Origin of the sequence: Neptuniibacter halophilus (genome assembly GCF_030295765.1) — a bacterium.
Lineage (GTDB): Bacteria > Pseudomonadota > Gammaproteobacteria > Pseudomonadales > Balneatricaceae > Neptuniibacter > Neptuniibacter halophilus.
The window spans coordinates 2,768,692-2,783,308 of sequence record NZ_AP027292.1; the positions used below are offsets into that span (position 1 = coordinate 2,768,692).

Here is a 14,617-nt window from a genome sequence, read left to right on the forward strand (position 1 = left end):
CGTCAAAAATAGCGCTGATCTGATCATTAAACAACCGGTACTTTGGAACAGGTTGTTGGCAAATTGACAACAAACAGAGAGTTTTGAGTAGATTGAGAGAAGAAATTGCAACAAAAAAAGGCCGCTGATCAGGCGGCCCAGGTGGGGATATCTTGTTGAATGATCGGCTTCAGCCGGTTACTACAGGTCGGCTTCGGCCAGTTTCAGGTCAACAATAGATTTCAGCAGCTTGAACAAGCGGATGGAGGCATCGATCTCCTCTTTACGGTTGGTCAGGCTTTCGATATTCAGGCCAATCGGGATATCCAGCGGCATTACCGCTTCCAGAATCTGCTCAAGGTTATTCCGGCAGATGCGAATCGATTCCTGCAGCGGGCTGTGCGCATCCATAATCCGGAAGCGGGTCGCTTCAGGTACGGAGATACCCAGCCACTCCATAAACTCCAGTGTTTTGGTGCTGCCGCACGGGGTGAAGGTCAGGATCACGCGTTTTGGTGCAACGCCGTCTTCACGGCATTTGCGGGCGTAGCTGCTGAGCATGTCGATTGTCGCCTGAGCGTTATACACCGCCTGAGAGACGAAGAACTCACAACCCTGCGCGGTTTTGCTGATCAGACGCTCATGTTCATTTCCTTTGCTGGCATGGCGTTCGGCAATGGTGACACCGCCCAGTTGGAACTGTGCCGGATGCTCGGCCAGTGCTGCGTACGCATGATTCAGGCTAAGCTGAACCTCGCCCTCTGATGACGGGCTGCCCACCAGTACCGTGTCGCGTACACCGTACTCGTTCCAGGCTTCATCCAGCCAGTCGATAAAGGCGGCTTTATCGCGCTGAGATACACTCTTATAAGTGATCACCGGCTTGTCGGCTTTCTCCCGGATCAGTCGGGAATAGGCGCGAGGATCCAGCGTTTCCATATAGGGAAACGGACGTGGTTTGTCGATACGGCTGGTTTCGTCCTGAATGTCATAAACGATCAGGCCGTCATATTCCACATGCTGCAGACGTTGCAGCAGTTTATCGGCGATCTCCGCAGCGGCGTCTTCAGAGGTACTCTGTTTCGGTGGCGTGGTGCCAAACAGATAGACGCCACGGCTGCTATCGCTAAACTTGGTTGTAAGATCCGGTTTCATGGTATTGGTGTGCGCTTTCTGAACTTTAATTGCTGAACATTCTAACAATTAATATTATTCATGTGTTTAGGTTATAAGATGAAAGTTTTTAAGTCACAGTTGAGCAATATTAATAGGCTTTCAAAAATCACGCAGGAGCAGCTATGAGTAAGCAAGGTTTTGATCTGGGCAAAGCCAGTCAGGCGATCAGCCAGACGGGGGAGGGAATTCCGCCGCTGGAGAAATGGAATCCTGATTTCTGCGGCGATATCGATATGCGGATTGCCCGGGACGGGCGCTGGTTTTATATGGGTACGCCGATTGGCCGGCAGGCGATGGTCAATCTGTTTTCCCGGGTGCTGTGGCTGGAAGAGGGGCGTTACTTTCTGAAAACGCCGGTGGAGAAGGTGGGTATAGAGGTTGAAGATGCGCCTTTTCTTTTCACTCAGTTGGAACAGGCTGAGGGTGAGTCCGGCCCGGAACTGATCTTTGTCAGCACAACCGGCGACCGTATCACCGCGGGGCCGGAGCAGCGCCTCTGGGTGGAAACCTGTCCGCAAAGCGGCGAGCCATCGCCCTATCTTGAGGTTCGCTTTGGCATGAAGGGGTTGATCCACCGCAATCTGTTCTATCAGTTAGTAGAGATGGCTGAGCCTTGCGCTGTCGATGGTCGTGAAGTGCTGGCCATCGAGAGCTGCGGTGAGCGGTTTATTCTCGGTGCTCTGGATGACTGATAAGCCGGTGCCGGATTGTGCAGGCCCTGCGTGAGGGGTGGGTTAACGAGTCCAGATTATTTACAAAATTTACATTCAAGAATAATTCTCATTTAGTGTTGTTTTTGATAATCATTATCAAGTATATTTCGGCTCTCTTAATTATCAGTTTCAGGAGAGTCAGATGGTTCAGCGGAGATATCTCACCCTCTGTGTAGCAGCGGCATCGCTCAGCACAGCATCGGTTTTTGTTCAGGCAGCCGGTGAAGAGATTCATCACAGCGATAAAGTCACCATTGTCGGTCAGGAATCAGAGGTGGCCCTGTCTCCGTTGGAGCAAGCCCCGAAGGTAAGCAAGCTGGGTGTACCGCTTGAAGAACTGCCCTATTCGGTAGCGATTATTGACCAGTCCTTTATGCAAGACACCGGGGCGAAAAATATTCAGGACGCCCTGCTGTATACCTCGGGTATCTATGCCGGTGCTTTCGGTATCGATACCCGAATCGATTCGGCGCAGGTACGTGGCGTATCTCCGCTGCAATATCTGGATGGCCTGCGTGCTCTCTATGGTTCCTACAATAACGTGCGTCCCAGCGCTTATGCACTGGAACAGGTCGAGGTGCTGAAAGGGCCGTCATCGGTGCTCTATGGACAGGGTTCCGTGGGTGGCATTGTTAACTCCGTAACCAAACGTCCGCAGGCAGAAACCCAGGGCGAAATCTGGGCTCAGGCAGGTTCCTTCGGCCGTAAGCAACTGGCGGCAGACTGGACCGGCGCGCTGGATGACGAGGGCCGCTTCCTCTTCCGTATGGTGGGTCTGGCACGTAAAAGCGGCACTCAGGTCGATCATGTGGATGATGATGAACTGCTGATCAACCCCTCTCTGACCTGGCTGATCAGTGATGCTACTAAGCTGACACTGATGGCGAACTATCAGAAGAACGAAGGTGGAATCACCGCGCAGTTCCTGCCGACTCAGGGCACCCTGATCGAGGGGCCTAAGGGTTTTCTTGATCCTTCCACCTACATTGGTGAGCCGGGCTGGGATAAATACGATCGCGAACAGTCTGCGTTAACCGCTGAAATCGATCACCGTTTTAATGACCAGTGGAGCTTCTTTGCGGTGGCACGTTACGTGGATGCGGAAACCAGTACCCGCGAGCACTGGGCCAACATCGGTGTGGCGCCGGATGCGGATGGCAATATCGGCCGTACCTATTACGCGATTGAGAAAAGCACTCAGGGCCTGAACTGGGATGCACGCCTGAAAGGTGACCTGAACTGGGGGCCGACCCGGCATCAGTTGATCATCGGTGTGGATCAGCAGGATATCGAGATCGATGAATGGGGCCGCTTCAGCGGCGCAGGCACAACCATTAATGCGTATGACCCGGTTTACGGCAGTGAACCCACACTGGTTGGCAGCGGTACCGATAACCCTTCGGTTACGACCGAACAACTGGGGTTGTATGTAGCGGATCATATCAACTGGGGACCGGTTGTCCTGACCGCAGCGCTGCGACATGACAATGTTAAAACCACTCAGCAGGGCTCGCCCGCGGCAGAGTCCAGCGCGCTGACCGGTCAGGCCGGACTGATGTATCAGTTTGAATCCGGTTTCTCGCCGTATATCAGTTACTCTGAGTCGTTCCAGGCCAATACCGGCAGTGATGGCCTTGGCGGCATTCTTGAGCCGACTGAAGGTGAACAGGTGGAATACGGTATCAAATATCTGTCGGATGATGGCAATACCGCCGTAACGCTGGCGCAATTTGATATAGAGCAGCTCAACCGTGTAACCAACGGCCTCACGCCGGGTGGTCTGCAGCAGGTCGGTGCCACAATCGATGGCTGGGAGCTGGAAGTGCGCCGCAAATGGGGTCGCCTGAGCACGCTGGTTAACCTTTCGGGTATCAATGCCAAAGACGGCGATGGCGGTCCTCTGCCCTATGTTGCTGAGAAGCAGGCCTCCCTGTGGAGCACCTACAACCTGAGCGACCACTGGCGGGTGGGTGTCGGTGTCCGTCGTGTTGGCTCCAATGTTGGTTGGGGCGGCGCGCCGGAAGTATCGGGTGTAACCCTGTATGACGCGATGGTTGGCTTCGAAACCGGCGATTGGGAATTCACCGCCGATGTGAAAAACCTGACCGATGAGACCTATGTTTCCTGGTGTCGTTCCAATGGCACGGACTGTGGTTTTGGCGAGAAGCTGAACGCGACTCTGAACGCCCGCTATAAGTTCTGATCACGGGTCCACGCCCGGCCTCTGCCACCCCCTTCTGGCAGAGGCCGGGCTTATTTATTTCTGGAAAATTATTATGACCACGGCCACTACCGATCCGCGTACTGCCAGTGTGGCAAAGAAAAAGAAACGCTATTCAAAGCAGTATCTGGCGTATCTGGTTCACAGTTTTGTGGGCCTGAAATTAACCCTGTTACTGACGGTCGTGCTGCTCACCGGAGCGCTGGCGGTATTTCAGCAGGAACTGGACTGGCTGATTCACCCTGAAATGCGTGCCGAAGTGCAGGAAGAACGTCTGAATGCGGGGGAGCTGCTGGACAGACTGCAGGCGGCGTACCCTGACAACGGTATGTTTTTCTTCCGCAGCAGTGAAAACCACCCCTATCTCAACGCCTATGCCCGTTACATTGATGCAGACGGTGGTTATCGTCATGCCTGGATAGACCCTTACTCCGGCGAAGTGAAAGGCGATACGGTGCTGCTTTCGCTGGGGCAGTTTCTTGGCTTTCTTCATGCCACGCTGTTTCTGCCTGCCATAGGCAACAGTCTGGTTAACGGGCTGGGATTGCTGGTGCTGATCTCCCTGATCAGCGGGCTGATTGCCGTACCTAAGTTCTGGCGTTACTTCTTTAAACTGCCCCGGTGCGGCAATCTGCGTGTTCTGCTGGCCGATCTGCACCGGCTGGTGGGTCTGTGGAGTCTCTGGCTGGTGCTGATCATCGGTGTTACGGGCAGTTGGTGGTTTTATGAAGATCCCTTTGTGAAATACTTTGGTGCACCGGAGCTGGTGGAACCGATGCCGCGTAAGCCATTGCTCAGCTACGAAGATCTGGAACAGTTTCAGAATGGTGTCACACCGCAGATGATCTCTGCGCAGGAGGCCGTACAACGGGTACTGTCCAGATACCCCGACTGGCAGGTGGATGTGATCAATCCGCCGGAGCATAACTCCGATCCCTATGAGGTGATCGCCAGTGGTGATAACTGGTTGCTGAGTGAGTGGCGCGGTAACCGGGTGATGGTACACCCGTTCAGCGGAGAGATTCTGGAGACTCATGCTGTGAACGATCTGAGTGCTATGCAGCGCACAGATCTGGCCATGCGTCCGCTGCACTACGGTACCTGGGCGGTGACCGGGGGGCCGGATCTGCTGGTGAAAACCCTCTACTTTATCGGTGGGCTGGGCATGACCTTTCTGGCGATGAGTGGCCTGCTGATCAGTTACAAGCGCACCCGCAAAGCGGCGCGTAAGGCAGCGGTTCGTTCCGGGTTGAGCCGTAAACTTCGCACGCTGGTGCAATGGGTTAAACCCTGGGGCGGCCCGATGGGGGTCTTCAAATACCTGAACATTCTGGCTCTGGTCGGGATTATTATGGGCACCGGAATTGCGCTCTCCCTGAGCAGTGAAGGCACCAAAAACAGTGGCTTTATCTACAGCGAAAAGGCGATCGGCCCGTGGCGGGTGTCGATGAACGCGTTTGCCGGGCTGCTGGAAAAGAACATGTCACCGATCCGTCCGGGTGGTAAAACCAACCTCAATGTTCAGATCGATGCGCAAGCGCTGAAGGCGATTAAATTTCTCTATGTACGGGTGGGCAAGCCCCGGACTCTGAGGGCGCCGGGTACGTTAATTCACGGGCCCATCGGCGCCAAGCATGTGCACCTTCAGTTACCTAAACAGATCGATCAGCAGAGTCAGCTCTGGCTGACCGCTATCACCTGGCAGGGCGAGGCTTATCAGACCGCCTGGAGCCTGCTGCCGGACGCAGAGGAGACCATCGATGCGCGTTAATGTAGTTGTTGCTTTACTGTTTGGTTTTTGCGCCAGCCATGCCAGTGCTCATAGCTTGTTTATGGAGTGCCGGGAAGCGGATACCGATATTCACTGTCAGGCGGGTTTTTCTGATGGCAGTTCCGCTAAAGATCTGCCCTTTGAGGTGATCTCATATGCGGATCAGCTACTCACAAGTGGCGAGGCGAAGGCTGAAGGGTTCAGTTTTCCGCTGCCGCAAACCGACTATTTCATTTTGCTCGATGCAGGGCCGGGTCATGTGGTCGAGGTGGATATGGGTGAGGTGAGCCGCTAAAAAAAAGACCGCAGACAACTGTCTGCGGTTAAAAATCCCGATCTCAATTTCGGGGGAAAAACTGCAAGAACTATGGGTATAGGATTCCTGCAGCCGACATCACTCTTCCCTGAGCCTATGCACAGTCAAACAGGTTCAGGCCTGAAGAATTTCTACCTGCTCGCCGTTGAGGCGTACCGGCCAGACCGGAACCCGGGTTTCCGGATCTTCCAGACACTGGCCGGAACTCAGCGAGAAGTGTTGTTTGTAGAGAGGGGAGGCGACCATAATTTCGCCACCCAGATCACCGATCAGGCCTCGGGCCAGCACGTTGGCCCCACTGAACGGGTCCTGATTACCGATGGCGTAAACCTCCTCCTGGTAACCGGGGATGTAAAACAGAGCGACCTGCTGCCCTTCATAGAGAGCGGCCACTCCCGAATGCTGTACCAGATCGGTTTTATTGCAGAGACGGGTCCAGTTGGCGTTAGGATTTGCAGTCATTTTCGTTCTCCTTGCTCTGAGTCTGGGTTAAACCGGGCGGATCTGATCACGCTCGATAATATGCACAATCTGAGGATCCGCCTGCTCTTCGCTGTTAACGAAGGTACGGAACCGCTTCAGTTTCTCTTCATCCTCAAGCGTGCTCTTCCATTCACACTGGTAGGTGGAGATAACGTGTGCCATCTGTGATTCCAGTTCGGCACCGATTTCCAGTTTGTCGTCGATAACAACCGACTTCAGGTACTCCAGACCCCCTTCCAGATTCTCCATCCAGACCGAGGTGCGCTGCAGTCGGTCGCCGGTTTTGACGTAGAACATCAGTACCCGGTCGATGTAACGGATCAGGGTTTCATCATCCAGATCGGTGGCAAACAGGTCGGCGTGGCGCGGTTTCATACCGCCGTTACCGCAAACGTAGAGGTTCCAGCCGTTCTCGGTGGCAATAACGCCGATATCCTTACTCTGGGCTTCGGCACACTCACGGGTACAGCCAGAAACCGCAAACTTGATCTTGTGTGGTGAGCGCAGTCCCTTGTAGCGGTTCTCCAGCCTGATCGCCATGCCTGCGCTGTCGTTCACCCCATAGCGGCACCAGGTGCTGCCAACACAAGACTTCACGGTACGCAGGGATTTGCCGTAGGCGTGGCCAGTTTCAAAGCCGGCATCGACCAGTTCCTTCCAGATCAGTGGCAGCTCATGCAGTTGAGCACCAAACAGATCGACGCGCTGACCACCGGTGATCTTGGTATAGAGGTTATATTTTTTCGCCACCTGACCGAGCACGATCAGTTTATCCGGGGTGATTTCACCGCCAGCCACGCGGGGAACGATGGAGTAGGTACCGTTCTTCTGCATGTTGGCCATAAAGGTATCGTTGGTGTCCTGCAGGCTGACCAGCGGTTCCTCCATAATGTGATCGTTCCAGCAGGAAGCGAGAATGGAGCCCGCAGTCGGTTTACAGATCTCACAGCCGAGGCCTTTGCCGTGTTTCTCCAGCAGCTCGCTGAAGCTGCGAATGCCTTCAACCCGGATGATGTGATACAGCTCTTCGCGGGTGTAGGCAAAGTGTTCGCAGAGGTCGGTATTGACTTCCATACCGCGTTTGCCCAGTTCATGGTCGACCAGATTTTTCAGCATTGCCGCACAACCACCGCAGCCGCTGGCCGCTTTAGTTGCATCTTTGACATCGGCCACGGAGGTGGCGCCCTCGTCAATGGAGCAGCAGATCTGACCTTTGGTGACATTCAGGCAGGAGCAGATTGTCGCTTCGTCCGGCAGGGCATCAGGGCCAAGGGTTGGCGCGGCAGCACCATCCAGAGAGGGCAGGATCAGGCTCTGCGGTTTCTCAGGCAGATCGATACCGTTCAGCGCGTACTGCAGCAGGGTATCGTATTTGCTGTTATCGCCGACCAGTACAGCGCCCAGCAGTTTTTTCCGGTCTTCAGAGACCACAATACGGTAGTAGACCTGACTGTCTTCATCCAGATAACGGTAGCTGACACTGCCCGGAGTTTTGCCGTGGGCATCACCGATGGAGCCCACATCAACGCCCAGCAGTTTCAGTTTGGTACTCATATCGGCACCGGTAAATGCGGCGTCTTCGCCGGCGATGGCGGCTACAGCCGTTTTCGCCATGGTGTAGCCGGGAGCGACCAGACCGAAAATCTGGTTGTTCCACAGCGCACATTCACCAATGGCATAAATATCGGCATCGGAAGTCTGACACTGATCATTCACCAGAATCCCGCCGCGCTCGCCCAGTGACAGATCACTGCTGCGTGCCAGCGTATCCTGTGGCCGGATACCGGCAGAGAACAGGATCAGGTCGGTTTCCAGATAACTGCCATCACTGAAGTTCATGCGGTAGGTGTGTTCTTCACCGGCAACGATTTCGTTGGTGGCTTTCTCGCAGTGCACCTCAACATCCAGATCTTCGATCTTACGTTTCAGCAGCGCGCCGCCATCTTCATCCAACTGAACCGGCATCAGGCGCGGAGCAAACTCCACGACATGGGCTTTCAGGCCCAGAGATTTCAGAGCATTGGCAGCTTCAAGGCCGAGCAGGCCGCCACCGACTACCACACCCACGCTGGCATTTTGTGCACAGGCCTGAATCTTATCCAGATCTTCAAGGGTGCGATAAACAAAGCAGGCCTCACCATCATTACCCGGAATTGGGGGCACAAACGGGTAGGAACCGGTGGCAAGAACGAGGGTATCGTAGGGGTATGCTGCCTCGGCGGTAATGACCTGCTTTGCATCGCGATCGATCTGCGTAGCACCTTCACTGAGGTGAAGCTGCACGCCATGTTGTTCATACAGATTATCTTCGACCAGACAGAGATCTTCGTAGCTGGAGCCACTGAAGTACTCGGAGAGATGAACCCGGTCATAAGCGGCACGGGACTCTTCTGCCAGAATATGGATCTCGTAATCAGCCGCAACCGGGCTGTTTACAAAATTTTCGACAAAGTGGTGTCCGACCATGCCGTTACCGACCACCACCAACTGACGTTTACCTGAATTCGTAGCCATAGACTCTGTACCCATATTGTTTGTCTGAGTGTCCTGAGCGCACAGCGGGCTGCCGAACAGCAACTGCTGTCTGCAGGCACTCAGATCGTTGTTGTGTTTGAGTTGATCGAAATACCACTGGCCTTCGCGGACATCGCCGTAGAGGACTGCGCCCACAAGGCGGTTATCCTTCAGCCACAGTTTGCGGTATTCACGTTGCTGGATATCGCGGTAGACCAGAGTTTCCAGCCCCTCCGCGTCTTCCAGTGTTCCGCAGGAGAACAGTTCGACGCCGCTGATCTTGAGCTGTGTCGCAACGGCCTGCTCCTGATACTGTTGTTCTTCGCCGAGCAGGGTAGCGGCGAGGACTTCGGCCTGCTGCCAGATCGGCGCAACCAGACCGTAGGTGTAATTCTGAAACTGGCAGCACTCGCCCAGCGCAAAGATAGCCGGGTCACTGCTGCGCATCTGCTCATCAACCAAAATGCCGCGATCGGTATTCAGGCCTGCATCCAGGCCGAGGAATTTGTTCGGGGTGATGCCGATCGCAGTGACTACCAGATCCGCCGGGATCACCTCGCCGTTGCGCAACTGGACCGATTCCACACGCTGCTCACCGTTGATGCAGGCAGTATCTGCATTCAGGCGGAAACGCAGACCGCGCGCCTGCAAAGTTTGTAGCAAGAGTTCAGCGGCGTTGGCATCGAGCTGTTTATTCAGCAGATACTCTGCACGGTGCAGCAGGGTCACATCCATACCCAGGCGGCGCAGGCCCTCAGCGGCCTCCAGCCCGAGGAAACCACCACCAATCACCACCGCATGCTGTTTTTCCCCCGCCAGTGTCTGCATTGCCTGAACATCGTAGAGGGTGCGGAAATTCATCACGCCCTCCAGCTCGGCCCCGCTGATGGGAACCGGAGTCGGGTAAGACCCGGTGGCGATAACGAGCTGGTCATAATCGACAATGCGTTTCTGACTGCTGATCACCTGTTTTTTTTCAGGGTCGATCTGGATCACCTGATCTTCAGCGTGCAGGGTAATCCCCTGTGCTGCATACCAGTCCAGAGGGAGTGTCAGCACGCTGTCGTATGCCAGCTCTTTACCCAGCAGCGGGGAAAGTAGTACCCGGTTATAACTACCGCCGGGTTCCTCGCCAAAAACGGTGATCTCAAAGCGACCCGCAGCCTGCTCACTGAGCAACTGCAGCAGGCGGCCTGTGGCCATACCGTTTCCTATGATTACCAGACGCTGTTTCATGCTGTTTCTGAATCCCAAAAAATAAAAAAGGCGTTCGCATCTGGCACTGTAAAAGTACCGATGCAGAACGCCTTTGTTCTCAGAGCTTGTTGTTGCCATCTGACAACGCTGTCAGATTTGCTGTAAATACAATGCAGGCCCCGTGCCACTCTTTGCGATTTTAATTAAATCAGTAGGTTAGAGAAATTCAGTGGCTTGCGAGTGCCGTTTAAGGGCGGTTTTCTGGCCTGATTTTGATGCATTGCAACAGAGGGTGAACCAGTTTGGTGCAGGTTTTTGCGCTTCGAGCCGGCAATTATTCCGCCTAAACAGGGACTATTCAGGGTGTTTGCTTTATCCTTACGCTTTTACCGATACAGGTCCTGCCATGTCTGGCTCAGAGCACTCTCCGGAATACTTAAAAATTCTGCAAGCGGATAACGAACAGCGCTATAGCTTCTTTATCAATGAAGCAGCCACTCAGCGCGAAATCTGGATTCTGACCGATCAATACGGTTGCGTCATGCTGAATACCGAAGATGAGGATTGCGTACCTGTATGGCCCGATCAGGCCACGGCAGAAGCCTGGGCAACCGATGAATGGTCTGAGTGTAAAGCGGAAGCGATCTCACTTGCTGTGTGGCATAACCGCTGGACCGCAGGTCTGGAAGAGGACGGTTTTGCGGTAGTCGTATTTCCTATCGAAGGTCAGGATGGTCTGGTGGTGTACCCTGAAGATCTGGATAAAGCCCTGACCAAACGCACCCGCAAACTGAACAGCAAATAGGCCTTATCTCCCGATGAATCGTAAGAAAAAGATCAAACAGATTCTGAGCAAGAAACTGAAAAAAGCCAAAGCGAAAGCCGCGCCGCCGAGCAATAAACCACGTTATATCGCCAAGGCTGACCGGGAGGAAAACACACCCGATCCGGCAGGCTCTGAGCAAACATAAAGTGACAGCGGGTTATTTCACTCAGACCCGGGTCAGTGACGGTAATGGCTGATATCTACGGTTATTTCTTGTGCACTCCGGGTTCCCTGACGATCTGTTTTGACCATTAACGCTCGCACTGCGCGCGTTTGTTGCTATACATCTTCTGATCAGCTTTTTTGAGCAGGTCAGCCGGCGTTTCTCCATCCTCAGGATAAAATGCGTAGCCAAAACTCGCACTGCTTGTCAGCCTGAGTTGCTCGATCTGGAAGTCAGGTTGGAACACAGTATCAATTCGGTCAATCAATGAGTTCACGCTTTCAGCCCCCTCAATGCAAGGCATCAGGATAACAAACTCATCACCCCCGATACGCGCTAAGGTATCTGAATCTCTGACCTGTTTGTTAAGGCGAGCTGACACTTCCCTGAGAAGCTGATCGCCAACATCGTGACCATAGGTGTCATTAACCTGCTTGAACCCATTCAAATCAATAAATATAACAGCCAGCGGCTTACCTGAACGGCGAGCCTGAGCGATGGAATATTCCAGCCTCTGCCGGAACACATATCGATTGGGTAAGTTAGTCAGGCTATCGTGATGGGCGAGAAACTGAACCGCTTCCTCTGCGGCCTTTCGGGCACTAATGTCAGTGACTACGTTAAGTGTTGCCGGCTTGTTTCTCCAGTTGATCAGTACACCTGTAATTTCAATCGGATAGATGGTGCCATCGCGCTTTAAAAACAGGCTTTCATAACGGCTGGGTGAAGCTTTGCCCTCCAAACGGCGCAAATGATTTTCCAGCATGATTTCGCGGGCGCTGGGAGCAATCAGCGGTAAAAATGTATCCAAAGCTAACAGTGCAGACTCATCGTAGCCTGTCATTTCACTCATGCGCTGGTTTACATACACAAGCCGCTTGTTCTGCACGATGACAATACCATCATGGGCATTGTCTACCAGGTACCGGTAGGATTCCTCACTCTCCTTCAGCTCCTCACTCTGAACCCTTAAACGAACCGTCAACTGACGGTTTCTCCATAATAAAGAAACGATAAGCAAAAGAAGTAACAGAACCAGCCCGGGCATTATCCATTGAGGCAGGTTCTCACTGAAATCCACCATATTTCCCCAAAGTCCGTATGCTGTAATCGACCCATTCACTCTGTAAATCACTCCCGTCCCTGCAGTGAACAATCAGCCATCAGGTATATCCATCTTCATGCTCAACTGGTACGCATGCCCTGTCTGAACGAACATACCATCCCAGTCAGGCCGTGAGCTATAGTCGAAGCCAATATGGCACGCTAAACAGCGAATATCACTCCAGAAATAATCTATAGTAAACGCGGAGGTGCTGTGCGTTGAGAGCTAAAGGCTTCGTTCTTATTTTTCCATTTTTTTTGTTTGTTGGGTGCATAAACCCCGATGCTAATGTCGTGTCGCCTGAATTATCGGGCGTTGTGCATACCCAATACTGGTATGCACGACCAACAGAGATTTCTATATCTGCCGGTAATGAGGAGGCATGTTCAGATTATGTAGTTAATCAGCCTTTGAAAAGAGATGGCACTTTTCACATTCCAGTCAAAAAAAATTATAACTATTTTGTCTGGCCTATTCATACTGAGTGTATTTTAGAACTTGGTATCTGTGTGACATATGAGACTGGCTATCAACTCCAATGGTATGGCGAATCTAAGTATGCTTATCTATGCTCCCTCCTTCCAGAACGCCTCACTATCGAATGTAATGATTATACCGATTCGCTGGAATGTGTAGTGGAATAGTCAATTCAGTTGCAGGTTTACCCGGATGGTTGAACGCCGGCGCAGTATCCGGAATCAGCTTTGAAAGACGGCTGAAAAGGTGGGGTAATGTCGTTTCTCATAAGTAATGAAACGGCGTCTCATTAAAAGTGAAACGGAAATGAAAAAGCAGCCTTAGGGCTGCTTTCTTATTGGTGCGTAGCTTTCGAGTGTCAGGAACACTTAATCCTTGTGCCAACTATGGAGAGCAGTTAAAGAGCATGAAGTCTGTTTCCGACACTTAGCGGTCATTAACGCCAGGGCGCACCGGCGCACTTTAGTGCGTCCGAGTGACGCGAATTGTTAAGCCAGACCATAGAACTCTGGCTCCCAAAACTCCAATGGCAGTTTTCCTTCAATAGTCTCTATCTCATTGATCAGCTTGAAGATAACATCTCTTTTCGATAGCTTTCCTGCACACCATATAATATACCCAAGCTCATTGATCGAATCCGCAGACCTTGCTGTTGTTAATATGAACTCGTCAGCTACGTCTCGCCCTGCTGCGATACTTGCAGAGAGAAATGAAACCGGGCTCTCTTCTTTAATGAAACTAACCCGGCTAAAATCAAAACGCGCTACTCTCTTGAGAGCCTGATTTTTAATATAAAATTTAATGTTATCCGAAGCCCATATTTCTTTGAAATGATCAACTATCTTTCCAGTTGACCCAACCTTAACCAAGACGGATACAGAACCTTCATCACCAAAGCCTTTCCACGCTTCGACCAGTAAGTTCTCAACATCTTCGTTGTAGCACATCTCTGATATATGATAAGCCCGTTTTCTATCAGAGATTCCTTCTGAAAACACTTGCCAGCGGAAAAAAATTCTTAGATTGTCTGAGGTGTAGTAGTTACACAGCTCCTTTATGGCTGTGCCGAGCGATATTCGGCGACGCCCTACGGCCGAAGAGAATTCACTCAATAGCTTTTCAAGAAACCAAGAAGGAATATTGCCATCTCCACTCTGAGCTCTATTTTTTATATGGCGAAGAAGCTTGTTTCGAATATCAGTGTTCGGCAGATACTCAAAAAAATTTTTGCATAGATCTTCGGGGCTCATCGCTAAATAGAATGCATACTCGATTCGATCTAGGCTTCTTGCTGAGCAGCCATCTAGCTTTTTGTAAAAATTATCAATGCTATCTTCCATACTTCACCGATAGGGGCTTAACAATTTAGTAGTCGGACCCTGTAAGCTTTACTACCTTGCAAGCTTCCAGATTCTTTAATCAAGGATGGATAAATGTTATGTACCGAAGAATACGGAAGCACCAGGATCAAGTCGATGTAATGGCAAGAACGCAGGCGGCAAAAGAAAGGAATAGACTTAAGAAGTGTGGTCATCATCCTGATACATCTGCCTGAACTACCTGCACCTCGCAGGGTAATCGAAATCACAGACTTTGATTCGGGTACTCCGATTACCCATCGCCTTGCACTATATCGCCCTCGCGGATTGATTGCTACAGCGTCTCGATCCACTCAA

The 14,617-nt window shown here is 52.3% G+C and carries 11 protein-coding genes and 1 pseudogene; 6 read left to right on the plus strand and 6 right to left on the minus strand.

Annotation, left to right across the window (positions count from 1 at the left end; translation table 11 throughout):
- Positions 1-180: 180 nt before the first annotated feature.
- Positions 181-1,134 carry a methylenetetrahydrofolate reductase gene (locus QUD59_RS12935; RefSeq protein ID WP_286237487.1) on the minus strand — a complete coding sequence of 318 codons (954 nt, stop codon included), beginning with the start codon at positions 1,132-1,134 and terminating at the stop codon, positions 181-183.
- A 143-nt stretch (positions 1,135-1,277) separates the two neighbouring features.
- Between QUD59_RS12935 and QUD59_RS12940 the strand changes: the two genes are divergently transcribed.
- The 4 genes from QUD59_RS12940 (at position 1,278) to QUD59_RS12955 (ending at position 6,155) form a co-directional block, all read left to right on the plus strand.
- Positions 1,278-1,847, plus strand: a complete 570-nt coding sequence (locus tag QUD59_RS12940) for a DUF1285 domain-containing protein (protein WP_286237488.1) — start codon at positions 1,278-1,280, stop codon at positions 1,845-1,847.
- Between the two features lie 163 nt (positions 1,848-2,010).
- Positions 2,011-4,071, plus strand: coding sequence for a TonB-dependent siderophore receptor (locus tag QUD59_RS12945; RefSeq protein WP_286237490.1), 2,061 nt, complete (start codon positions 2,011-2,013; stop codon positions 4,069-4,071).
- A gap of 73 nt (positions 4,072-4,144) precedes the next feature.
- On the plus strand, positions 4,145-5,860 hold the full coding sequence (locus QUD59_RS12950; protein WP_286237492.1) for a PepSY-associated TM helix domain-containing protein: 1,716 nt from the start codon (positions 4,145-4,147) through the stop codon (positions 5,858-5,860).
- Positions 5,850-6,155, plus strand: a complete 306-nt coding sequence (locus tag QUD59_RS12955; protein WP_286237494.1) for a hypothetical protein — start codon at positions 5,850-5,852, stop codon at positions 6,153-6,155. Before QUD59_RS12950 ends, QUD59_RS12955 begins: the two co-directional genes overlap by 11 nt.
- A 135-nt stretch (positions 6,156-6,290) precedes the next feature.
- On the opposite strand, the gene nirD is transcribed toward QUD59_RS12955, so the two are convergent.
- From nirD to QUD59_RS12970, 3 genes and pseudogenes are all read right to left on the minus strand, one after another.
- Positions 6,291-6,638, minus strand: coding sequence for a nitrite reductase small subunit NirD (nirD, locus tag QUD59_RS12960; RefSeq protein WP_286237496.1), 348 nt, complete (start codon positions 6,636-6,638; stop codon positions 6,291-6,293).
- A gap of 27 nt (positions 6,639-6,665) precedes the next feature.
- Positions 6,666-9,173, minus strand: a complete 2,508-nt coding sequence (nirB, locus tag QUD59_RS12965; RefSeq protein ID WP_286241032.1) for a nitrite reductase large subunit NirB — start codon at positions 9,171-9,173, stop codon at positions 6,666-6,668.
- Between the two features lie 159 nt (positions 9,174-9,332).
- Positions 9,333-10,508: pseudogene (locus QUD59_RS12970) on the minus strand (NAD(P)/FAD-dependent oxidoreductase); the annotation flags it as partial.
- 268 nt (positions 10,509-10,776) lie between these two features.
- Here QUD59_RS12970 and QUD59_RS12975 point away from each other — a divergent pair.
- Positions 10,777-11,175 (plus strand): DUF2750 domain-containing protein, encoded by a 399-nt coding sequence (locus QUD59_RS12975; protein ID WP_286237497.1) that lies wholly within the window; start codon positions 10,777-10,779, stop codon positions 11,173-11,175.
- A gap of 13 nt (positions 11,176-11,188) precedes the next feature.
- Positions 11,189-11,341, plus strand: coding sequence for a DUF2986 domain-containing protein (locus tag QUD59_RS12980; RefSeq protein ID WP_286237498.1), 153 nt, complete (start codon positions 11,189-11,191; stop codon positions 11,339-11,341).
- Between the two features lie 106 nt (positions 11,342-11,447).
- Here the strand turns inward: QUD59_RS12980 and QUD59_RS12985 are convergent, their stop codons facing one another.
- Positions 11,448-12,443, minus strand: coding sequence for a sensor domain-containing diguanylate cyclase (locus QUD59_RS12985; RefSeq protein ID WP_286237499.1), 996 nt, complete (start codon positions 12,441-12,443; stop codon positions 11,448-11,450).
- Positions 12,444-13,429: 986 nt separating this feature from the next.
- Entirely contained in the window at positions 13,430-14,281 is an 852-nt protein-coding gene (locus QUD59_RS12990; RefSeq protein ID WP_286237500.1) for a hypothetical protein, read from the minus strand.
- Positions 14,282-14,617 lie beyond the last annotated feature (336 nt).